The organism is Paenibacillus sp. CH40, assembly GCF_024213605.1.
GTDB classification, from domain to species: Bacteria; Bacillota; Bacilli; order Paenibacillales; family Paenibacillaceae; genus Paenibacillus; species Paenibacillus polymyxa_B.
In genome coordinates this window covers 101,533-124,682 of sequence record NZ_JANAVQ010000001.1, presented here as the reverse complement: position 1 = coordinate 124,682, position 23,150 = coordinate 101,533, and the positions used below count along the sequence as shown (strand labels likewise).

At 46.5% G+C, this 23,150-nt stretch carries 18 protein-coding genes; 1 reads left to right on the top strand and 17 read right to left on the bottom strand.

The genetic code is table 11. The features are described 5' to 3' along the window. Positions 1-32 precede the first annotated feature (32 nt). The 12 genes from NLX73_RS00505 to NLX73_RS00450 form a co-directional block, all read right to left on the bottom strand. Positions 33-611: an RDD family protein gene (locus tag NLX73_RS00505; RefSeq protein ID WP_254325073.1), complete on the bottom strand. Its 579-nt coding sequence runs from the start codon at positions 609-611 to the stop codon at positions 33-35. 68 nt (positions 612-679) lie between these two features. Continuing rightward, a complete protein-coding gene (locus NLX73_RS00500) occupies positions 680-1,192 on the bottom strand; it encodes an RDD family protein (RefSeq protein ID WP_367997083.1) in 513 nt (170 codons plus the stop codon). A gap of 62 nt (positions 1,193-1,254) precedes the next feature. Continuing rightward, on the bottom strand, positions 1,255-3,906 hold the full coding sequence (locus NLX73_RS00495) for an Hsp70 family protein (protein WP_254325071.1): 2,652 nt from the start codon (positions 3,904-3,906) through the stop codon (positions 1,255-1,257). A gap of 31 nt (positions 3,907-3,937) precedes the next feature. Further along, the gene (locus NLX73_RS00490; protein ID WP_103049362.1) at positions 3,938-4,627 is read right to left on the bottom strand and encodes an iron-dependent peroxidase; all 690 of its coding nucleotides are present in this window, start codon (positions 4,625-4,627) and stop codon (positions 3,938-3,940) included. Then, positions 4,624-5,943: a normocyte-binding protein gene (locus tag NLX73_RS00485; protein WP_103049361.1), complete on the bottom strand. Its 1,320-nt coding sequence runs from the start codon at positions 5,941-5,943 to the stop codon at positions 4,624-4,626. The genes NLX73_RS00490 and NLX73_RS00485 overlap by 4 nt, the downstream gene beginning before the upstream one ends. Before the next feature lie 47 nt (positions 5,944-5,990). After that, positions 5,991-7,868, bottom strand: a complete 1,878-nt coding sequence (locus NLX73_RS00480) for a serine/threonine protein phosphatase (RefSeq protein WP_254325070.1) — start codon at positions 7,866-7,868, stop codon at positions 5,991-5,993. 22 nt (positions 7,869-7,890) lie between these two features. Then, a complete protein-coding gene (locus NLX73_RS00475; protein WP_254325069.1) occupies positions 7,891-8,721 on the bottom strand; it encodes a PP2C family protein-serine/threonine phosphatase in 831 nt (276 codons plus the stop codon). Positions 8,722-8,756: 35 nt separating this feature from the next. After that, on the bottom strand, positions 8,757-9,287 hold the full coding sequence (locus NLX73_RS00470; protein WP_254325068.1) for an FHA domain-containing protein: 531 nt from the start codon (positions 9,285-9,287) through the stop codon (positions 8,757-8,759). A 67-nt stretch (positions 9,288-9,354) separates the two neighbouring features. Next, entirely contained in the window at positions 9,355-9,903 is a 549-nt protein-coding gene (locus tag NLX73_RS00465; RefSeq protein ID WP_254325067.1) for an FHA domain-containing protein, read from the bottom strand. A 32-nt stretch (positions 9,904-9,935) separates the two neighbouring features. Then, positions 9,936-10,385, bottom strand: coding sequence for a J domain-containing protein (locus NLX73_RS00460; protein ID WP_254325066.1), 450 nt, complete (start codon positions 10,383-10,385; stop codon positions 9,936-9,938). A gap of 130 nt (positions 10,386-10,515) precedes the next feature. Then, the gene (locus NLX73_RS00455) at positions 10,516-10,941 is read right to left on the bottom strand and encodes a hypothetical protein (protein WP_025685506.1); all 426 of its coding nucleotides are present in this window, start codon (positions 10,939-10,941) and stop codon (positions 10,516-10,518) included. A 119-nt stretch (positions 10,942-11,060) separates the two neighbouring features. Continuing rightward, positions 11,061-13,229, bottom strand: a complete 2,169-nt coding sequence (locus tag NLX73_RS00450) for a hypothetical protein (protein WP_023989860.1) — start codon at positions 13,227-13,229, stop codon at positions 11,061-11,063. A 638-nt stretch (positions 13,230-13,867) separates the two neighbouring features. Here NLX73_RS00450 and NLX73_RS00445 point away from each other — a divergent pair. Continuing rightward, complete coding sequence (locus NLX73_RS00445; RefSeq protein ID WP_254325065.1) at positions 13,868-15,955, top strand: vWA domain-containing protein; 2,088 nt, start codon at positions 13,868-13,870, stop codon at positions 15,953-15,955. Positions 15,956-15,998: 43 nt separating this feature from the next. Here the strand turns inward: NLX73_RS00445 and NLX73_RS00440 are convergent, their stop codons facing one another. The 5 genes from NLX73_RS00440 to NLX73_RS00420 all read right to left on the bottom strand — a co-directional run bounded on the left by NLX73_RS00440 (position 15,999) and on the right by NLX73_RS00420 (position 22,931). Continuing rightward, entirely contained in the window at positions 15,999-16,910 is a 912-nt protein-coding gene (locus NLX73_RS00440) for a serine/threonine protein kinase (RefSeq protein ID WP_254325064.1), read from the bottom strand. A 177-nt stretch (positions 16,911-17,087) separates the two neighbouring features. After that, entirely contained in the window at positions 17,088-18,341 is a 1,254-nt protein-coding gene (locus tag NLX73_RS00435) for an L-lactate MFS transporter (protein ID WP_254325063.1), read from the bottom strand. Positions 18,342-18,531: 190 nt separating this feature from the next. Next, on the bottom strand, positions 18,532-19,296 hold the full coding sequence (locus NLX73_RS00430) for a LytR/AlgR family response regulator transcription factor (protein ID WP_013311480.1): 765 nt from the start codon (positions 19,294-19,296) through the stop codon (positions 18,532-18,534). Continuing rightward, positions 19,293-20,954 carry a sensor histidine kinase gene (locus NLX73_RS00425; protein ID WP_172828267.1) on the bottom strand — a complete coding sequence of 554 codons (1,662 nt, stop codon included), beginning with the start codon at positions 20,952-20,954 and terminating at the stop codon, positions 19,293-19,295. The genes NLX73_RS00430 and NLX73_RS00425 overlap by 4 nt, the downstream gene beginning before the upstream one ends. A gap of 480 nt (positions 20,955-21,434) precedes the next feature. Then, complete coding sequence (locus NLX73_RS00420; protein WP_254325062.1) at positions 21,435-22,931, bottom strand: methyl-accepting chemotaxis protein; 1,497 nt, start codon at positions 22,929-22,931, stop codon at positions 21,435-21,437. Between the last annotated feature and the right edge of the window lie 219 nt (positions 22,932-23,150).

Here is a 23,150-nt window from a genome sequence, read left to right as displayed (position 1 = left end):
TGGTTTCCTCCTCTCTTCGCTCTGCGACGTCATTACTGCTCTTCTTTATTCAAGGGAACGGACAACCGATTTACGCCGGGCGCAGGAGCCGGAACAGTCACCTCTGGAATCTGTGAGTTAAGCTTTATATACTCCGAGTAATTGAGCCATTTTTTGTTTACCACATAGGAACAAGCGATTTTGTCATGCAGCGCCTGCTTCTTCGCTGTGAAGGCCACCATGATGTAACCGACAAATATAGTGACCAAGCTAATGATCTTACCCCAGTAGCGGGCGTTGGCCCGTCCGAAAGATATTTTTTCATTATTTTCATCCACAACGACAAGCCCCGCAGCCAGCTTGCCGACCGTTCCTCTGCATTTTGATGATTCCATGATGGTGTGGTAAAGCCAATCCAATAAAAGAGGGCCAAAAATAATAATAGCTCCCAAAATTCTCACCGACACATCGTCTAAGTGTGAAACAAACTCCAAAAAATTCGGCATTTTTACGAACGCAGAGACAAACCCTATCGTCACAAACGGCAACGTATCAATCAAACGAATAGTCACAAATAAAATAGTATAATCTAGCAAATGGGCTAAAAATCTTTTCCAAAAACCAGCGTACATCCTGCTGCTCCTCCTGTTTAAAGCCTGCTGTTCATCAGAATCTTTGAATCTGTGTGCCAACCTAAATATCACATCCCGGTTCCGCGATCAGCCTGCTCACGAAGGATATAGTCCAGCTCGCGTTTGTCCACAACATAGGTACGGGCGATCAGATCGTGAAGAGCCTGTTTCCTAGCCGTAAAGCCTGCCATGATAAAACCGACGAACAAAATGATGACTGATAGAAGCTTACTCCAGTAGCGTGCACTTGCACGTCCAAAGCTGAGCTTATGGTTAAACTCATCTACCACAACGATGCCGAGAGCCAGCTTGCCCACCGTTGCTTTGCATTTGGACGATTCCATAAGCGCATAATATAGCCATATAGCTCCCCAATTCAGCAAGGTCTGTCCTATTGTTTTCATTGTAAAAATATAAGTCGACCCATCTGTCAGCATAGAGGTTTCTGCCGGAGATGGCGCCCAGTTCCCAAAAAGCTGAATTACACCCCAGATCAATCCAATAATCATAAATACAAATCCTAAAATAAGGCTATCAATGATATAAGCCAAAGTTCGCTTCCAAAAACCTGCATACAGCACGTTATCCCCTCCAAGTGTTGTGTACTTTTCTGATTTCAGCATTTTGTGAGATCCTTAATTTACTATTTCGTGCCGTCAAAGAAATCCAGCTCGGAGAGATCATTTTCGAAAGCAAAAAAGCGTTTGGGTCCCAGATGCAGCAATTCATCTCGGCGGGTAATCGGGACTACATAAAAGCCCCAGCGGCTATCTCCGACAAAAACAAAATATTTCGTTTCCCCATTACGGATGGAGTCCGTATCATCCTGCGGGATATTCCGCCCGTACAGCACGGCAATTTCCTCATACGGCATGGGTTCAAAAGCTTCTGGCCGACTACGGTACACATGACGCTGACGCAGCTTGCCGCCGTCGGCCGTCAGGAAGAACTCTACCTCAGCCGCATGAGACGGCCGGGAAATGGAACCGCGTACCCGGTTGCTTTCCAAACTCGCAATCAACTCCTTCTCGCGTCCCGTATGCGTCCATGCGCTGACCGTGTACGGAATAGCCGGAATATGATTGGTAATAACAGGCTCAATCGTGCCCATTTTTTTAGCGTTCAGGTAACGGATAGCCCCGCGCAGACAGGCCATTTTCAACTCAGGTACCCGGCTGAGGTCCTCTGCCTTTTGACGGAACTCAATACTGCGCCCTGGTACAAATTCCTTGAGTGCTTCGCGAAATACGTCAATCCTGCAGGACTGCCCGGTTAGCTTGATAATCGAATACTCCTGCAAGCGCCCCTCCAGATAAAATTCATCCAAAAACTTGCGCACAATATTGTAGATGTCTGCCTTAAGAAGCTGCTGTATTTCCCGAATGTTAAACACTACATCAGGCAAACCATATTCATCACGAAACCGTCCGTTCTTGATGACTGATACCAGCCAACGGTCCATCACTGCAATGTTCAGGTCGCTTTCAGCAGATAATACCTGCTCAGATTCGAAGCGACTGCGCAAGATCCCCGTACGTAGAAAAAATTCCTTTTTCATATTTTCTGCCGCGCCCCATAACAGATGAAAATTACTCAGTACCCGCTGATATTCATCCCGTGTAGCATGCTCATACTGTTTGAACGCGGTAGGCAAAATGGCCTCTGCCTCACGGTAGCGTTCCTCCAGTCCCGCATATACAGCATCTACACCAAACTCATCCACATGACGGTACAAATCTCCCGAAGGAATGCCGATCAGGGCATCAATATCGGTGTCAGGCAAACGAGTCTCGGCAGCATAATAACCTGCAAATACAATTTTCATAAACTGCATAATCCGATACGTCAGATTGTTTCCACCAAAATTGGTATCCCCATTTTCATACGTTGTGTGAATATCCAGCTTGTAAGCAATACGTCCGTCCTCAATTCGGAATTGGCAGGAAGACAAATCTGTCGTGCCTCCACCACAATCAATGACAAGTGCCTGATACTCCTCACCGTCCGCAAAAGTCCCTCGTTCCATCTGGTCTGCCAGCGTGTTGTACAGTACAGCCAGCCCTTCGTCCAGCGCATCCTCCGCTTCAATCTGGTAATCAGGCAAAATATCACTAAACATCTCTATAAACTGGGGCTGCAGCTTGACCGGAGCAGAAAAGTGCAGGTTGCGGAACCGACACTTAAATTGCTGCTCGGCTGTAGCAATCACATAACGGATAAAAGCAGCTAAAATATCACTGCGGGAAGCGGTTGCTGTATTCCCCTCGGAATCCATTAATTCCTCGATTCGCTTATAATCGTTGACCCACCGCTTGATCCCTCGCAATACTGTCGCACGGCTGCCTGCCACGTCAGATCCACGTAGTGCACCCTCCCCAAATACATAAAGGATATGTTCTGGATTGGAGCAGTCTGCGACGCGAATAGCAGTCGGCAATACTTCGATCCAGTCGCCTTCTGCCCCTTCTGGGCCGGGGAATGACACATAATTGATGGCGTTCAGCCTTACCGTGCTGCTCATACCTGTATCAGGAGCCGTAACGTAGGAGCTATCCAAATAAGCACCTGCTGTGGTGTTCGAGGTGCCAAAATCAATCGCAAGTACCGCATCTGTTGTTTCCGTACCCCGAATGATCAGCTCTGCCACCGGAATCCGGTGACCTTGAAGCTTCAGCGGCAGCATTGGCTTATCTCCATAGTAGAGGTTATAAAAATATTCTGATTCCTGTCTTCGCAGAAATAATAGGCTATAACTATGATTGGACGTCTCTCGCAGTTCAGCATCACGATGACGAGAAAGATAATATACGCCTGTTCGTCCCTCATCCTTCACCAAATTCAAAACACCGCACAGTTCTCCTGTCGCATTCACCAGAAGCACATTAGATGAGCTCAGCCAAGGCAAATCGGATTCAATCCGGTAGTTGTCCATGCGACCTGTGCGTACACCCTGATACAGTGTGATTTTGGCGGGAACCCGGATACCGCTGCTCTCCTGCCGACGGTCATTCCAGTTTCGCTGTAGTGCCGATTCCATGCGTTCAAAACCGCCAGGGTTCGGCCTTGTGATGAGTAAATGCTCTTCCGCACTCCGAAATCGCAAAATCACGCGAATCAATTCTTCACGTGCCAGGCGATTGGCAAATCCCTCGACCAGTCGTTCCTTATCGCATATCCCGCGTAACTGAAAGGTCGTCATTTGCTCCAATTCCGCCCGCGTGTATTTCGCCGTGAAGCGTATGCTTTTTCGATCGGTGAGCGGGTCTAGCAACCTGTATGTATAGGGTCCGTTCATCGTTCACATGTCCTTTCTTAGCCATTTAGCCTTAATAGAGGGCGATAGCGTCTATTTTCATCGTAGGATCTTCCTCTAAAATGCCGAAATGACTTGTCCAATACAATTCCGTCGTAAAACGTGCCGGAAGAAACAGATCCAGAATCAAATCCACCTTAATCCGTGACAACGGCGTCTCCTCTTGGCCGATATAGATGAGTAATTCGTCCTTTTCCTCACAATTGGTATAAATGATTGAGCGATGAAAGACGCGCCGCATCGTTTCTTTTAGCAGATGTACGGCTTCTCCCGTCTCATACAGGCGCAGCAATCCTTCAGCAATCGCGTCCTGATCCTCACGGTTTAATTGTCCAAAGCCTTCCTTTACCTTCGGGCCAAAAATGCCCTCTGCAATATCACGCCGAACAAACTGGATATGGTACTCCCGCCGATTCATCCCTTGATACAAGTCCATTTCCGCCAGAAAATGCATCATAATATCAAATAGCGATTCTCTCAGCTCCAGATACTCTTCAGCATCCGGTGGAAACAGATCCCGAAAAATAGAATAAAAGCGGTAGTACGGATTGATTTCCACTACCTGCTCCAAATGGGAAGTATTCAACTCTGCCAGACTAAGCTCCATATACGGAGAGTAGCTGACAGCGGGTACGAAGCGGAATTTATCTACATCCAGCCCCTGTTCTCTCGCTCGCATGAGCAAATCCCAGACGTAATTCACACCCATTCTCCTTCACACTTGTACTCTGGAAAATACATCTGCACTTCCGATACCAGAAAGCTCATTAAATCGGATAAAATATAAGCAGGCGCGGTGGGCAAAACATCGTCAGAACCACGTCTGAACCCCAAACGCATAATCTGCTTGCCTTCCTCTGTACGTACGTTATCGCTGACAAACGGATTTAACGGATACGTCTGGGTTTTGGTTACAAGGTTGCTTACATCATTTCTCCCTGCACCTCCCCAGATGTCCACACGTTCCAGCTCCAGCCCCTGCGCTGCTTCAAACGAGTTTACGATACGCATGATTTCCGCCTTGGCACGGACAATCACGGCCTGTTTTCCTGCATAGCGGCCCAAAAAGCTGTCCTGTCGCCGATTGGACAATAACGGATAAGTCTGACGACTAAGTCTCGTTGTAACAGGCTTCGTAACCTTCAACACATTCCATTCGCCAGACTTATCACGTGGTGTGACAATCGTCAGTTCCTCTTCTGTACGCTTGATATACCGGATATCGCCTTCAGTCCCATCAATCAAATAACCATGCTCAGGACCTGTTTTTCGCAAAGGCAGCACATGCTCATAGTTCACACGATCCATAGCGGGTATAGGAAAACCGCTGTTCTTTAGAGATAGCCTTTCAATGTTCCAAAGCGGAAAAACGTCGCCCTTCTTAAAAACGTCGAATTCCTCCAATGAAATTGTAATTTCATGAATTTCTTCATGGGCGGCCGGCTCGCCGTCTCCACCAATCAATACACAGTCCACAAACTTATAAGCGTACGGGTGATTAATTGTTTTCCATGGCATGCCATTTTGCATAAACGTGTGATATAACTGCTCAATCTCCAAAATATAAGAACGGTTATGCTCCAGACGAAAACGAATCGGATAATTGCCAGTTTCCGTGACCAACATTCCTGAGAAAATACGCTTGCTGCGCACCAGCGCTGAGATACGTTCGGTCTCCATCTCAAGAAAAAGCGTAAACAGCGGCATCGCACCGCCTTCGCGTACCACCTCTGCCACACGGCTGATGTCCATCTGCTTTTCCTCCGTATCAGACGGTAACACAGGATATAAAAATTCATGAATCGGGTCATAGTCCTCACGCGATGTCAATGACACGTACACATCAATCTTTTCTTCTGTATTCTCAATTTCCTCAAATACCCGCCGTTCTAGCTGGCGGGTCATTTCTTCCTGATATTCGACGAGGTTCATAAATACCCCCGCCATCATATTTTTCAGTAAACGTCTCTGCTCTAAATCGTCCATCTTGCTCAAACGGTCCTGTACCAGCTCTTTCACGACGTCTCACTCCTTTCCGGCTCCAGCATTCATTGAACATGAAAAACTTAACCTCCGTTCGCAGCAGCCCGATCTTGGTTCTCTGAATCAGACGCCCCTGCTGCTTTAGAAGCGGAATCAGCAGTTCCTTGCTCTTTGTTGGTATCCACCTTGGCCGAAGGGGCAGTTCCATCGCCTGTACCCATGCTCTTTGCAGCTGAAGTGGCTTCCTTCTTCGCGGGTGTAGTTCCCGCTGAAGCCGTTGGCGCAGCCTTCGTTTGCGATTCTGCAGCAGGGGTTGCAGCAGCGGAAGATGAAGCTTCACTCGCTGTGTCCCCTGCGTCCGTGTCGTTCAACGCTCCGTCAGACAATCCCAATCCAGCAGGAAGCTGACCATTTTTCTGCTGTTCCGCGCTCTGCTTTTCCTCCGCCTTGGCAATGCTCCGTTCCAATGCCAGAACACTTTCGAGCTTATCAATCTCCTGATAAATTTCCTGTGCCCCGCTATAGGCATCAATGGCTCCTTCATAATCGAGATCCTTCATCATCCGATCCCCTTTGGCCTGAAGTTTTCCAGCTTGAATCTCCTTGAGCTGCTGCTGAATAGCTGTCAATTTATCGTTGGCCTCGGTAATTTTCTTCTCCAGTTCTTTTTGCGCGGACGTATAACCGGATTCCATCGCAGCCTTGTTTGCTTTCTTGTATAGCTTAAGCGCATTCGTGTAATCGCCGCCCTGAAATTTTAAATCTCCGTCCTTCATCCAGCTCGCCGTCTCGGCATAGCTGTCCAATTGGTCGATTTTATGCTCAATATCCTTCACATTAAATGGTGGATATAGCCCGGCGCTTTTCCGTGCTTTCTCGTAGCTGGCTTCAGCTTTGGTAAAGTCCGCCTTTTCCACGTAGCCGTCTCCGTCCACCAGCAATTGAGATAGTTTCTGCTCGGCTGTATACAGTCGCTTATGAATCTTATCGTTAATTTTAACCGCCGCGTTTTTCGCTTCGCTGTAGGACTTGAGCGCCTTCGCATAATCTCCTGTCCTTGCATAATCGTCTGCGGCTTGGGCTGATTCGATCATCGTTTCCAGTGCAGCTGCCTTATTCGCAGCCATACGAGCCAGCGTAATCCATGCTCCCCCGCCCACAACAATAAAAACAAGCAACGCAATCAAAATCCGTTTGATCAACTTGCGGCGGTTTTTAGGCTTTTCCTGAAAAACTTTATTTACATAAATGGCCGCAGCCGTGTAATTATTCACCGTCCGGTGCTGTTTGCTTAGCAGAACCTCTTCCAAGGTGTCCGTCAGCATGACCGGGTCCTTCGCTTCCTCCAGCGCCCCCAGCATTTCCGCCAGCTCAACATCCTCCCACATCCCTGATGTGGCAAGCAGGATTACATCTCCATCTGCAAGCTGCGTCTTTTTGGCGTAATGGGCATGAACTCCATTCGGATTTCCCAAGTATTCCAGCAGATTACCTCGTTCCTCATGTGTGCTGGTCGCTTCGGCTGGAATGCGTCCATCATCTGCCAATGACTGAGCCAGACTATGATCCTTACTGCGAAAATTAAGCCTTCCATTGCGAAAATGATATAGCCGCACATTACCGCACGAAACATACACCATTTTGTTATAGTTGGTCACTACCATCAGCAGACTGGCTTTGAGCCGAACACGACGGCTTTCAAATTGCAGCCATTCCTGCGCTTCACGCAGATCTCTCATCAAGCGCCGTTTGGACATGGAAGGCTTCTCCATGAAGTTTTCCAGCACCGTTTTGACAACCATTTCTGCGCTGCGCAGCTCCTGATCCGAATCCAGACCGTCTGCGAGGACATAACAGGCCATGTCGTCCGTCTCCATGAATGCAAAATAGTCCCGGTTGTCTATGTAAGAGCCCGCTTCCGACACAAAGGCGGTACTAAAATCGCTGTTGTCCTTGCGCATCGCTACCCCCGTCTTTCTTGTTTCATCCTATCGCTAAAATAAGTACTGTCGCATTATCCTGACTTTTAAAGCCTTTATCATTGATGGCATCGATCATGGCATCCGCTGTTTCCTGCGGTGTTCCACCCTTGCGCATAATCTCTTCCAATTCAATCTCCGTCAGCGCCTCCTGAATGCCATCGCTGCACAGCAGCACATGATCGCCTGAATACAAACGAATCGGTGCATTACCCAGTTCCATGCTCTCAAAGCCCTCATAGCCCAAGTAGTTGACCAGTTGATTACGCACTGGACTCGTTTTGGCTTCCTCCGAGGTCATTTGTCCAGCAAGCACTCGTTCCTCCAGCAGTGTTTCTGCTGTATGCTTGGAATTGACTGTTTGGAAATGACCATTGCGGTAAATCGTAATCAAGCTGTCGCCCACTGCTCCGTAATACAGCTGATAGCCGCACACAATGACCGCAGCCAGCGTCGTTCCTCCGCCCTGTCCATTCAAATTTTGCAAAATGCCGCGATTGCTTTGAGTTGCCGCCTCTGCAAAATATCCGTTCAAATTCGTTGCATCTTCCAGCTTGGCAAACGCCTTCGTAAAAGTCGTCACAGCCAAGGTACTGGACATACGTCCATTGGCCAGTCCACTAATACCGTCTGCGACAACAGCCAGCGTACCGACAGGTGTCGTCATACTGGAGAAATAATCATCCTGCTCGCTCCGGCTCCCGATCGTTTGACCATTTCCGATCTCAATTCCACTCATGATACGGCTACCGGAACTTCGCGTCAGTCGTATACGGATCATGAGCAGAACAGCGAATAGTACCGCAGCTCCACTTACAACAAAATAAGGCTGCATATCGTTACCTCCCTGCACCATTGCCCAATTCCGTCCTAGTTTTCGTTATCCCACTCAAAATGGGCGCCACACAGCGGGATAAAGATAAATTTGCTGTGTCCCAGCTGAATCACGTCATAGGCAGCCAGCTCTGCTGGTGAATATACCGCCTCGTTATTGTGGTACGCCAAACCTGATGAATCGCCTGGCAACAAGTAAAAGTTACGTTTCTTCGGATCATACACAATGACCGCATGATTTCTACGGGAAATCGTGTTGTCCCCGATAATGCGGACATGCATTTCCTCTGCGCGCCCGATAAAGTTTTTCTCCGCCATAATGCGATAATCCTGACCCACCTGTGCTCCTTCGATGCATACCAGCCATCCGGTTACCGGATGAATGCCCACCGTCTCGCCCAAATACGGCATTGTTTTGTCGTTATCTCCTACGACGTTTGTTTTCGCTGCCACTGGCTCTGCGCTCTTGGGTGCAGCTACATTTACTACCGTGTTGCAATAAGGACACGTATTTCCGTGCTTTCGTGTACTGAACATGTGTCCGTTCGGGCATCTTGTCAAACTCATAGTCGGTTCCTTCCCCCATTGTCATGATTGTCTTTTCAGCGATCTGAGGATTTTGCAGCATCCTCATCTATTTAACGAGCAGTCTCGTATTGGCAATATATAATAAATCACCTGAGTAAATCCGGTATGGCTCACCGCTTTCCAACTTCTTGGTTACACTTTCGTTGGCAGACCGCAAGCCTGTACCATTACCGGAATCCACATCCTCCACAAACCAGTCGCTGTTCACCCGGTTGAGTACCGCATGCTCCACACTTACCAGGGAGGCATAATCTGTACCTACCAAATCAATATCCGCCTCCGAACGCGACGTTGTTTTACCAATTAAGAGCGACGTTTCGCCTTCGATATACCATTCTTTAATGGACTCGCCCTCTTCATCAATCAACACCAGCTTGGCAATCCGCTGACGTTGCGCCTTTGGCTTGCCCATGGGTACAACGGACACCAGATTGCGCAATATGTATACAAGCACGCCGATTCCAATACCTATCGCGACCACGGTTTTCAAACCGCTGTAGCCTGTACGATTAAACACATAAAAGGCGATCGCCAGCATCAGCCCGAACATGGCAACATCTATGATGAAAACCCATCTGTTCTGCGCCGTTTTCACTGCTTGCTTCCCCCATTTCTATCCTGAAATCATCACTTTTTACGAATACCGAAAAATTGGTTAAACATCGCGGAGGTATCCGTCGGATCACCGGGTTTTTTCGTTTTTTTCCCTGGTGAGCCCTCCTTCGTTTTCGGATGAAAACCAAAAAATTGCTCAAAGTCAGTTCCTATATCAGCCGGATTGAATCCTTTGGCTGCCGTACGCGCACCGCTGGAGGATGCAGCCCCTCTCCCTCTCTCTTGCTGTTCCCCGCCAGCTCCCTCAGTTTTTCGGATGAGCTCGGCATCGTATGCCTGCCGCAATGCTTCGTCACGCAAGGTATTGTAAGCCTCGTGAATCAGCTTGAACTTGCGCGTTGCTTCCTCGCTTCCCTGGTTGGTATCAGGATGATACTTTTTGGCCAGTTTACGGTAAGCCTGCTTAATCTCTGCCTCCGAAGCATCCCGGCTGACACCGAGCAGCTCATAGTAGTTGGTCATTGTGTGATGTTCCCCTCTCCGAAAAAAATAAATATTAAGAGACCCGTAGGCCTCTTAATATTTATCCACCCTGCACTTGTGTGCCGGATGAGTGTGTGTTTAAGCTGCACTTAACGTGAAGACGTTAAGCTTAAACCGGATATCCGCCGTCGATTGTAGCCAACTCGGTTTTGTCTTTCTTTTGTTTGATGTAGAGTGTAAATGCACCTACACCTTCTGTGTCGCCGAAGTGCTCGGTGTAGTCTACAACGAAAGCATTCGGGAAGTGGATTTTACGCACAACTTGATCAGCTGCGATAACTTCCAGTGTTACTTTACGGTAGCTGTCTGCTTTTTCAGCAGGAACCAGAGACCACAAAGCCAGTTTCAGCGTGTCATCCGCGCTGTCACCGTCTACTGCTGTGATGATTTTGCCGCTGATGCGCAGCGTGGAGCCTACGTCAGTGGAACGTGCATTGGAATCGTCCGGTGTATCGGTGTCATAAATAACCGTTTGGATGTTATCCAAGCCCAGCTCGATTGTTTCTTGTCCTTCTACTTTCAATCTGAATCCCATGTGTGTTGCCTCCTTGAAATTAGGTAATATGATGGTGGGAGATGCAGAGCTTCTCCGCGATTTATGTATAAAGGCGGTTCTGGATAGAAACGCCTCTAACATCTTTCGTAGTGCTCGGATCATGATTTGACCGAGCTGGTTCCCTTAGTGATCATGACTTCCAGGTTCTTCACATTACCGTTGAAGACCAGATCGATATGGCACATATTGCTTTTCTCATCAATAATGAAGCTCATATCGTCTCCGTCCTGAATGATCGAGTTAACAGATCCTCTGCTGCTCAGCCACTTGCTCTTCTGACTGCTCGGATTGTTACTGAAGAAGCGGACGATATTTTCGTGTTTGAAGTCCCCTGTCTGGTAGCGCAAAATACGTTCAATGTACGTGCTGACCAGCGTCTTGTAGATGGAGTCAAAGCCGTCCTCGGACATCGCCATGCTTCTCGCCTTGTAGACGGTAATCCGGCGGATATCCTTATCCTGGATCTGAGCATTCTCCGACGAGAATACAAAGCCGAAGTTTTTACGGTTGATGGCATCCTTGATCGTGTTGGTGAATCCAGTGATTTCCTTGGCCATCGTCGTTACCGTGCGCAGGCTGTTGTCTCCTGCTTCGATGTCGAAGCGTACGCCAGGGAAGTTTTTATTGACCGTTTTGAACGTCTCACGCAGGTACTCAGGACACTGATAGGAAGCGACCAAGCCGGCGGCAACGTAGGCTGCACCCACATAAACGCCCTCGATCCACAGCTTGAGAATATCCTCTTTCTCCTTAGAGAGCTGTACACCGTCTTCGGTCTGTAGCATTTTGCTGTCGATAATGACACCCGATTTGTCCTTCGGAATAATCGTAAAGTTCGGTACACAAGGAATAGCAAATTCGCTATATTCTCTGCGAACGAGACTGGCGCATTTATCGACATATTTGTCGATGCCTGCTGTCGCCATACTGTTGAAAGTCGTTTCTTCACCGGATTCAAAGTTAAAGAACATTTGAATTTTGTAATCCTTCACGACTTGCAGCAGCATCGAGAGCGATTCCATAGAATTTCCGCCCTGCTTAACGACCTTCTCGTTGCCCTTGAAGCGTTCACGTGAAACCTTTACCTTACCGGCTGCTTCCAGCTCAACGGATGGAACGATACCGAACCAGATCGTGTCGCTGAATTCATTCTTAGCATTCACAGTGTTCAGGTACGTTTCCAAGCGCGGGATATTGCTGCTTTTCACCAGCATATCCAGCTTGTTGTTCGCCACCAGCATTGTCGGCAGCATGCCTTTGCTCTTCGTTGCATATTGATCGAAGAACATTTTGACACCGAGGATTTTCTCCACAAGCGGCTTAACCGCCTTTACGAAATCGTCCTTGGCATTTTTATAGAACTCCAGATACGTGTTGTAGTTTTGAACTTCAACCGCTGTATCCACCTTCGTCTGAACAGCTGGCAGTGGCACAAATGTGCGAACCACCAAATCCTTCACATAGTCAGAAGGCGTATCTGTGATGGAGTTATAATCCTCTTCGAATACTTGGGAGAGATCGCCAGTGCTGTTCTCATCCAACAGCATCAGCTCAGTACTGTCGCTCTTCGGCGCTTCAATAATTTTCAGTTCTCCGCTTTCCCCAATGGAGAGCATACCCACCTGGATCAGCTCACCGGAGTTTTCCTCTTGGGCGCCACCGAGCAGAAGGCGGGTTTTGATGTCCTCAATTGCCAGTGGGAGCATAGCCATAACGTTGTTATAGTTCTGACTCGCTTCCTCGAACATTCCATTCAGCTTGTCACCCATGTCGAGTTTCTTCGGATCGCCATCATCCAGCTTGTCGTATTCACCGTACATATAGTGAATCTCTTTGCGGACTTGACGAATATCATCCATAACCTTTTTCGGTGAAATCATATCCAGCAGATTTTCAAATTTGAAATCTACATTGGTGATTCCTTGACTGCGCTTGGTATCAATGAGCGTAAACAACATTTTCAGAAAATCATTACTTTGATTTACACGAATTTCAGAAATGCTATCCTCATCAATTCCCTCTGGCTTTTTAAGGGTGTAGACGACTTTTTGATTGGCCGCGTTAAAAAACGAATACACGGTCGGCGAAAACTTATCCAAAAATTCGTCAAAGCTGCGCACCAGAAGGTGCTGATTAATTTCCTTGATCTTCTCATCGCTCAAGCTGTCAATACCCTTCACATCACCTACAATGGTGATCAGGTCCAGCTTTTCCGGGTTAATCTCTTCAAAAAGCATTGTCCGGTTGGTTTGATAAATGATTTCCATCGCTGTCGGCAAATGAACAAAGTATGAGTTATAGGTCCATTGCTCCATATACGGACATGGGATGTCCAATTTGAAACGGACGAAACTCATTTTTAGTTCTTTTGCCTCCTCCCCCCTACTTAACATTTAAATTCGTCAAAGGATTGAGCTTATACCACATTTAAGGTACAGGCATGTAACCTTGAAAATCGGTCCGAAGCGTTATTCGGCTTTTAACGGCAAAGCATGCAAATGAGATGTATTTCCAAAATGAAAAGTCAGATAACACAGAAATTTTAAATTTATGATTTCGTATTCCTAACTTCAATCCCAATTTTTGCCGTTGATACGAGAGCTATCATACAAAGCACTCTTCAGTTTTGTCAATTTCTGTAGTCTCAGATTGAAATAGGGTATTTTGGCTCATTTTATGCGTAAATACGTAATTTTTATGATATGTTAGACCTGTTTTTTCAGGGAAATATTCACAAATAGAACTCAATTACCGATAGAAGTCCATTGGATATTTCTGATAAGCGTAAAAGAATCAAATTCATGGCTAATGTGAAGGTTATCAGCTGTTTTGATCCTTTATCCCTTATATCCCAAGGATTAGGAGAGCTGATCCCCCCACGTTGGCCTCGACGATGGAGGAGCTTATGTTCAGAATAAGGAAACTAGGGATTATCGTTTTCATGACTTTTGTACTATTTTTACAAATGAGCCTAAACGGGGTCATTTGCACTGTAAATCAGGCTAATGCAGCATCTTTAGGTGCTGTCCCGATCGAGGGTTATGATGCCGTTTTTGTACTGGATACCAGTTATTCCATGAGGGATACTGATCCTGAAGGCATTGCGGCCGAAGTCATCAATATGTTTATGGATTTGAGTGATGCAGACCGTACGCGCGTCGGATTCGTTGCCTACAATCACCATGTGGTCGCCTCGAAACCACTGACTTCGATTGCCGTGGCGGCGCAAAAATCCCAGATCCAACAGGAAATCAGAACGCTAAACCGTTCCGGTTATACGGATTTGGGACTTGGGCTGCGCAAAGGCTCGGAGCTGCTAGCGGCAGGAGCATCCCAAGGGCGTCAGCCTTTTATGATTCTGTTGTCTGATGGAGAGACTGATTTTGGTGCCTCCTCTGGTTCCCGATCCAAAGGTGACTCCAATAACGATGTGTCCTCTGTCATCAAATCTGCACAGACCAAGGGATATCCGGTGTATACGATTGGTCTGAACCATGATGGCACAGTGAATCGACAAGAACTCGAACGGATCGCTTCTCAAACGGGTGGAGCTTCTTTTATTACGAGTAGTGCTGAGGATCTGCCGGAAATTCTGAACCGTATTTTCGCCAGTCAAATTCGTTCCAAGCTCGTCCCAATTGCTGCAATTACGACTACTGGCGAGATGCAAGAATTAACTGTAACTCTACCGGACTCTAGTATGGAGGAAGCCAATCTGGTGCTTTTGTCGGAGCATCCCCTTCTGGAAACACAGCTATATTCCAATTCAGAAAATGTCCGCAGGTACAAGTCGAGCCGCTATGCGATTTTAAAAATCGAGCATCCACAGGCAGGTAAAGTGAAGTTGAAGCTACGGGGCATACGCGGAGATTTGGTGAAAATCAATTTACTTGGCAGCTATCGACTGGAAGCCGAAGCTACCATGGGAGGAAAGCAAGCAACGGCAACTCATGGCGACAAGCCTGTGCAGTTGCTGAAAGGTCAAGCGACACCGTTTCAAGCTCAGCTTCTGTTGCCGGACAATCAAAAGCTTACAGATGAAGCCGTATATACGTCTCTCCAAGCCCATATTGTAGTTACTCCCAAGGGGGGCACAGCCAAAAAGGTGCCTATGACCTATAAGTCAGGAGCCTTTCATACCGAATATGCGTTCCCTCAAACCGGGGATTATACATGGCAGCTATCTCTGGATAGTCCGCAATGGTACCGTAAGGGAATTGTACATAAGGTTCACGCGGCCAATGCAGCACCACAGGTCTTAAAAGACCTGACGATTCACCTGGTAAAAGAAGATGGCGATTCCCGTCGAAGTTTATCAGATTTTATTGTTGACCCCAATCATGACAAGCTGAACTATAAGCTGGATTCAGAAGCCTCTGGGGATACGATCCATGCTGAGATTAACGGTAATGATCTGCTGCTATCCGAGCTCCACACAGGTGACTCTCAGCTGAAGATTACCGCTACCGATCCGGAAGGAGCATCCAGCAGCGCTACACTAACCGTTTCTGTACAATCCCGGTATACAGCCATTAAATGGACGGTAGCCATCAGTGTCGTAGTAGCCGCTCTTCTGTATTGGTTCTTGCGGCCGAAGCCGCAGTTTGCCGGAAGAATTGAAGGATATTTTCTCGCTACAGCAAGTGGACAGGAGATTCCGGTAAAATCTTGGCCGCTCACCTCCTTTCCGGGTCGTAAGGTCAGCTTGCAGGAATTGTTCCGTACGCTTGACGTTCACGAACCGTTGCCAGAAGCGGAACGGATCGTATTTTCCGCAGGTAAAAAAGGGAGCCTAATCGTAAAACATGATACACGCTGCGCCTTACAGCATGGAAAGATCAGATTAGCCCGTAACAAAAAAGCGGTCATGGAGTACAGCGACAAGCTGTACATTACATTCGAGGATGGTGTCACTGAAATCGAGCTGCGATACAAAGCGATTAAACCGAATACTTCAGTGTACACCGACCATATCCAAGCTCCGACAGGATAATGTCCGTCACAACCTAAAAAAAGAGAAGCGCCGTCTCTTACGATTAATGAACCGTAAGAGTAGGGCGCTTCCCTTTTTTTATCCAATATTCCGCACGTAGTGCGGCTTTAAACCATCGAAGTGAACGGCAACGCTTGTTAGCCTGTACCTCCAGACCACGCCGAATGACATACGGCAGCAGAGAAAGTCCCGCATTTTCAATCTGAATCCGCTCGGAATGATCTGCAAACAATCGGCCCGGCACATCTGGCGGAGGTGTTCCTTTTCGGCAATAATACAGCGTGGCGGCCAAACTATAGATATCCGACACAGGCCCCTGCTGCGAACGATTAGAGTAAAATTCCAGCGGAGAATAGCCCGCCGTGGTAAAGATCGGATGCTCTTTGCCTTCAAAATGCACAGCCGAACCAAAATCAATCAGCTTGATGTTGCCATTTTCCCCAATCATAATGTTGCCCGGCTTAATATCCCGGTGAATAATTCCTTTGTCGTGAATGTACTCCATGGCATCAATTAAAGGTAGCACCGTGTGGTACAAAAAAGTGGGATCAGATGTTGGCACAGCTTCTTCTTTCATCATTCGATCCAATGTCTTGCCTGCACAGTATTCCATGACCAGATAGGCAGTTCCATTTTCCTCAAAGTGATCTATATAACCGACAATTCCCGGATGACTTAACTCCTTCAACATTTGCCCTTCACGCAAAAAATAATGCATAAACTCCACGTATTTGGATTGCATAGAAGCACCGCAAGTGACCGTTTTTCGATCCATCCCTCGCAAAGCCAGGGCATTCGGAAAAAATTCCTTCACAATGACCTTTTCTCGGTTATCCAACAGCCTTGCCGTATACACGATGGCCAGCTCACTGCGGGACAAGGCGCTTCGAATTTGATATGTATTTCGCAGCTTCGTATTGCGGGCAAGCAGATTCCCGCTTGTATCCACGATCATGACTCGTCCTCCTGTCAGGTTCTTAGCTTATGTCTTTTGTATATATCGGCTTATTACACATCTTTTTATTATACCGTAAAATAGATTATTGGAAAAACAAATAACCTGCCATAATCTCCCTTAGAGAAATGATGACAGGTCTTTTGGCATTTATCTGGTTCTTTTTTCTTAAATCGTTTAACCCAGTTTCGTTCCAGGCTTCATGCTGCGCACACTGTTGGTATTTTTCTTCCGTTCACTGCGCAGTTTGCCTTTGCCTTGTTCTGGAGTGCGAATGGTGAGGGCAATTAGGAACGATACGACACACAGCACAGCAATCGTGGTAAAGGTCGGGATGAATCCACCAAGCAAGGCTGCGATAAATGACCCCGCCAGCGCACCGAGGCCAAAGCCTTGATACACAACACCATAGTTTTTGCTTTGATTTTTCAGACCGAAGAAATCAGCTACAATGGCAGGAAAGACTGTAATGTTGCCGCCGAAGCAAAAAGCAATTCCTGCTACACAGGCAAAGAATAAACCAAAATTCAGCGGTACCAGACTCAGCACTGTGACTGCGACCGCCGTTGTCAGCAACGCACCCGCTACTACTTTCAGACGACCTACTTTATCCGATAGCGCACCCAGTATGATCCGGCCCGCCGTGTTGAAAATTGCGACCATAGCGACCGCATTAGCAGCTGTTGCTACATCTAGGCCGGCCATCCGTACGCCGATATCTTTGACTACCCCAATCAGGTAGAGACCACTCATACAAGCGGTAAAGAACATTACGAACAACAGATATGCCTGCTTGGTGCGCAGCATTTCTTTGACGGTGTAATCTCGCTGTACAACCCCATTTTGTACCGAAGGCTTGTTCACGACTACAGCTTCTCTTACCAGGAAAGAACCACCCACAATCATGATCAGCACGATCATTCCCCAATATAAAAACGCTTGCGATACGCCAACGGACTGAATCAATGAACCATTAATATACTTGAATATAAGACTGCCTGTTCCATATGCCCCGACCGAAATACCGGAAATAAGTCCTTTTTTCTCAGGAAACCATTTAATCAGATTCGACAGTGATGTAATATATGCCGTTCCATCCGCAAAACCTACGACAATACCCGCCAAAATATATAGCAGGGACAGCGATGTTACCTGCGAACTGAGCATGAGACCGGCTCCTAACACGACACCTGAACACAAAATCAGACGACGTAATCCCCATTTATCCTGTAGTTTGCCTGCGAATAATGTTGCAAACGCCAGTGCAAAACTGGTAATTGAAAATGTAATGGCAACCGAACTGAGGTTCCAGCCAAAGCGGTCCACCAACGGTTGATTAAATAAACTCCATGTGTAAATGGTTCCTAATCCCATCTGGACAATTATTGTTCCAAGTACGACAAGCCAACGATTCCCGCTGTTTGTTTTCATTTCAATCTCCTCTTTTCATTCCGGCTCTACAGCGTCAATTTGTGATCATCATAACCGGGAATCCAGTACGCTTTGCGCCTGTGGAGGAGCAAGTCTGTAAGGATTCTCTCTACATGGATTATTATAACCCTGCATGTTAGCCAGAAATCGTTTGAGGAATGAAATGCACATATAGCGGAATGAAATGCCTTTAAAGTCGCATAATTTGCCGAAATTCCTTGGCCTTGCTACGGCTTACCGGAATTTCAGCTTCTAGTCCACGCAAACGCAAGAGATACGTATGATTAAACCAAGGTACAATTTCACGGATCTGCGACAGATTCACCGTGTACGATCGGTGACAGCGGAAAAAGTCCTGCTGCGGCAGCCGGGCATGAAATTCCGAAATGCTCATCGGCATCGTATATTCTTCGTGCCTTGTAAAGACTCGGGTCACCTTTTCCTGCGCACACGCATAGTAAATATCGTTTGCATCCGTCACAATGATTTTGTCATTTTTCAGTAAGTTAATACGACCTGGCGCAGCAACGGTGCTGGCTTCAGCAGCTCGGGGTTGCGCCGTCTGGACAGGCTCCTGTATTGGAACGTTCTGCTGCTCATAAGCATTTTCCAGCTTACGCAGCATAGATGCGATCCGTTTTTCATCATATGGTTTGAGGATGTAGTCGAACGCCTCCAGTTCAAAAGCCTGCGCCGCATGTTCTTTATAGGCGGTCGTAAAAATAATATAGGGCTTTTTAGCAAATTTGCTAATGTTCTGTGCCAGTAGCATCCCGTCCAATGAAGGAATGTTAATGTCCAGAAAGATCGCGTCCGTCTCCTGATCTTGCAGAAACCGAAACACATCTAGCCCATCCTCGAAACTATCAGTCACCTCAATGTTGCTATGAGTCTGAATAAGATACTCCAGCTCTTCACGTGCCGGAAGCTCGTCTTCTACAATTATGGCCTTCATGACTTCTCCTTTGGTATGTCAAAATAAACTTCGGTGCCCGGCTCATGCTTTAGAATAATAACTCCCTCGCCGTACATAAGCTTGAGTCGTCTGTGCACATTGTACAAGCCGATCTGTTTAGCCGGAACCCGATCATGATACAGGTTATCCACAACATCATCCCGTATACCTACCCCGGTATCCGCCACAGAAATACGCACCTTTTCTCCACGATCCTTTACAGAAATAGTTACTGTACCTGACCCCTTTTTCTTGAGGATTCCGTGATTAATCGCATTCTCAACCAGGGGCTGGATAATAAGACTTGGAATACGCACAGACACCTCATCCATTACATATTCTACCTGAAGCCGGTTGCCGAAGCGTGCTTTCTCAATTTCCACGTAATCAGACACCTGCTGAAGCTCTTTATGAATTTCGATTAAATCATCATTCAGCTCCAAATTATAGCGCAGGTAGCCCGATAAATTAATGATCAGCTCTCGTGCCTTATCCGGCTTGGTGCGTGTCGTAGAGGCAATGGCGTTCAGCGCGTTAAACAGAAAATGGGGATTAATTTTCGTTTGGAGCGCCTTTAGCTCGGCTTTATTCGCCGCTTCCTTAATTTGCTCCACACGCGACACTTCCATTAACGTGGAAATGATTTGAGACAAGCCAATCGCCATCGTCTGCAACGGATACGTGATTTTATAAGCTTTGCGATAATAAATCTTCAAGGTTCCAGTTACTTCTCCCCGCTCCTCTAACGGGATAATGAGCAGAGACTGGATTTGCGGTGTTTTATCGTCTGCAATATGGTTGCGAATCGTGATTTTACCGCTGCGGATCGTCGATTTAGTCACATCGCTAATAATCTCATCTCCGATGTGATAACGCTCTTCGCCAAAACCGACATAGGCCAGCACATCTCTGGTATCGGTAATCGCTACCGCGTCTGCCTTGATATCTTCTTTTATGATCGAACAAATGGTATGCAAGGATTCCGCATTAATGGAGCGAAAATAAGGCAACGTCTTATTGGCAATATCCAGTGCCAGCTTGGCCTGTCTGGCCGCGATATTCTCCTTTTCCCCCTCCACACTCTGGATCAACAGAACGATTAAACCGATACTGACTTCTCCGATAATCATCGGTAAACCAATCTTGGAAACGATGTCCACACCAAGGCCATGGGGTTGTGCCATCACCAGAATGAGCAGCATCGTCAACGCTTCACAGACCATACCTGCGGCGATACCGACCAGCCATCTCTTAGAACGATTAACCCGGCGACCGATATATCCTGATACCACACCTGCCAGAATACTTGTAATCAGACACGGAATCGAGGTCACTCCCCCGATATCAATTAGATAACGATGGATACCTGATACAATACCTGTAACGATCCCAACCCAGGGTCCAAACAAAATACCGCCCGCCATAATTGCAATGATTCGAACGTTAACCAGCGAACCTTCGACTTCAATCCCGGTGTACGTACCGAACAGTGCAAACATGCAAAAAATCAACGTTAGTAAGGTTAGCTCTGCCGGGGAATGACTGTTCTTTTGCAAGGTTTCCTTAAATCGTGGGATACGTGTAATAAAAAACAAACAAATCAGTAACAACGCTGCGCGCTCAAATAGCTGCATCAGCATTTCCAACAAGGCGTTCACCTGCGTTCCTCCCAAATAAAAACGGATATGCCTACATAGGTTGTGTTATCGTGTACGTCGTTCATACACACCATACCCAAGTATCATCAAGCCACATACGAATAAAATAATAACAAATATATTGTCAACAAAACTCGGCATATCAGGTTCTGACATAGAGATGCCCGAACTATTTAATTTAACAGGTACGGAATTCGCAGCTCATTGAATGACCGATATAAAGCGCTCCATCGTATAAATCACTCCGCTACCCAATAGGCTCAACACGCTGATCAACAAATATTTAAGCTCCATAAGAATTTATTCCTCCTTAATTACAAAGCATTTAAACTGCCACAAATTATACCATCAACTTCCATCTAATTATAGCTTCTAGAAATCCCCTCTTCATTTCCCTTCTTCAAACGCAGTAAAAAACCGGAGAGTACCGCTTGATAGCGATATTCCCCGGATCTCTAGTCCGAAAATGGAGCATTTCAGTTATTTGCTTTTGCTGATTTCGGTAGGAATGTTGTCCTCCTTCTGATCATGTACCAGTTCTTTTAACTGGATAATCAACGTCTCCAGCTCATTAAATCCGGTCACCATATTGGAGGTTATATTTCGTTGCTCCTCTACTCCAGCCAAAATTTGCTCTGACGCTGCACTCGCTTGTTCTGTAACGCTTGAAAACTCCTCCATCTCTTGAACGACCTGAGATGAGAATTGCTGCATACTATTCGTACTGGCTTCCACCTCCACGGCCTGCAGCAGCACTTTATTGGCATTTTGCAGGATATCCTCCAGTACAATTTCGGTCGAATGGGCCGATTCCATACTCTGCTGTAGTCTTTGCTGTCCCATGTCAAATTGGCTTACGACAGAATCCATCTGAGTTCTCAGTTGGGTCAAAATACCTTCCATTGCCACCGAGGTATTCCCTACCATTTCAGCCAAATTACGCACTTCGCCAGCCACGATGGCAAATCCTTTTCCATGCTCTCCCGCTCTGGCGGCCTCAATGGATGCATTCAAGGACAGCAAATTAGTTTGTTTCGAGATTTGAGTAATATCTTTGAGCATGGCAGACATATTATCACTTTGTGTTTTAAACTCGTCCAACTCTTCTTTGGTACGACTCATAACCAGACCCAAATCCTTAATTTGAGACGTTAATGCAAGCAGTTGATCGCTCCCTCTGCTCCCGGCACTTTTCGTATCTTCGGAGAGCTGCTTCAATTCTCGGGAATGATCGGCAACCTCGCGCACGTGCTGGTCAGACTGAGCCAAGTTATCCGTTACCTCAGTGATATTCGAAGCTTGCATTTCTACCCCTTTGGCAACCTCCTGAAACCCGATGGCGACTTCATTCGTCACGCTGCCCGTAGCATCCACTTGATTCCTGAATCGTTCTGTGAAGCTATGCAATCCAGCTACAGCCTGTCTCACTTGTTCAAACAAAAATTCAATACGTTGCCTTGTGGCATCCATATCTTTATTTTGCTCTTCCGTTTTCTCAAACTGCTTTTGATTTAACACCGATACCACTAACAATAGCAAACCAATCAGTAAAACAATAATAAACTCGTGCACATAACGCAAAGGACCGGTAGCCGTGGGAGTTGCTGGCGTACCGATGGTAATTTGTATAAAAATATTACACAGATTTAAGACCATTGCTATCAAAAAGTATCGATAAGATGGGTAGAGCAACAACAATGAGCAAATAAAGATCGTAGTCACTGCCTCCACGCTAGATAAGTTTACAAATATACATATTAATACGCTATACAACGTAATAATCCAAGGAATAAGGCGGATTCCTTTCTTTTTCATATTCAGAATCGTCAAAACTGCGGCGACTACAAATCCTACACCACTAGACACCCACACCGATGGATTAGATAATGCCGGGATGGTGCTGCTCAAGGTCATAATCCAAAAAATAATGATCACCAATTTGTTTCTTTGCCACAACAATTCATTCGTTCTGTCCATGATTGTGTACGCGCTCCTTAGATATATATTAGGTATTTATAAAATAAAAATGTAGATACCATACTATATATATCGTCATATCAGAACGCGTATTGAATGAAAATCGTACAAACACCACATTCCCTTTTAAACACCAAATCACAACAGGACAACTTTTTAAAGAGAAAGAGTATGTAAGTGTAAATAAATGAATGCAAAAAATCGCCCCCTAGCAGGGAG

Excerpts from the sequence above, each read along its gene's own strand:
- NLX73_RS00475 (WP_254325069.1), bottom strand. The coding sequence starts at position 8,721 with ATGCAGCCTTATTTTGTTGTAAGTGGAGCTGCGGTACTATTCGCTGTT.
- NLX73_RS00420 (WP_254325062.1), bottom strand. The coding sequence starts at position 22,931 with ATGGACAGAACGAATGAATTGTTGTGGCAAAGAAACAAATTGGTGATC.
- NLX73_RS00440 (WP_254325064.1), bottom strand. The coding sequence starts at position 16,910 with ATGATCGTGGATACAAGCGGGAATCTGCTTGCCCGCAATACGAAGCTG.
- NLX73_RS00495 (WP_254325071.1), bottom strand. The coding sequence starts at position 3,906 with ATGAACGGACCCTATACATACAGGTTGCTAGACCCGCTCACCGATCGA.
- NLX73_RS00455 (WP_025685506.1), bottom strand. The coding sequence starts at position 10,941 with ATGGGATTCAGATTGAAAGTAGAAGGACAAGAAACAATCGAGCTGGGC.
- NLX73_RS00480 (WP_254325070.1), bottom strand. The coding sequence starts at position 7,868 with ATGCGCAAGGACAACAGCGATTTTAGTACCGCCTTTGTGTCGGAAGCG.
- NLX73_RS00505 (WP_254325073.1), bottom strand. The coding sequence starts at position 611 with ATGTACGCTGGTTTTTGGAAAAGATTTTTAGCCCATTTGCTAGATTAT.
- NLX73_RS00470 (WP_254325068.1), bottom strand. The coding sequence starts at position 9,287 with ATGAGTTTGACAAGATGCCCGAACGGACACATGTTCAGTACACGAAAG.
- NLX73_RS00445 (WP_254325065.1), top strand. The coding sequence starts at position 13,868 with ATGTTCAGAATAAGGAAACTAGGGATTATCGTTTTCATGACTTTTGTA.
- NLX73_RS00430 (WP_013311480.1), bottom strand. The coding sequence starts at position 19,296 with ATGAAGGCCATAATTGTAGAAGACGAGCTTCCGGCACGTGAAGAGCTG.
- NLX73_RS00460 (WP_254325066.1), bottom strand. The coding sequence starts at position 10,385 with ATGACCAACTACTATGAGCTGCTCGGTGTCAGCCGGGATGCTTCGGAG.
- NLX73_RS00450 (WP_023989860.1), bottom strand. The coding sequence starts at position 13,229 with ATGGAAATCATTTATCAAACCAACCGGACAATGCTTTTTGAAGAGATT.
- NLX73_RS00435 (WP_254325063.1), bottom strand. The coding sequence starts at position 18,341 with ATGAAAACAAACAGCGGGAATCGTTGGCTTGTCGTACTTGGAACAATA.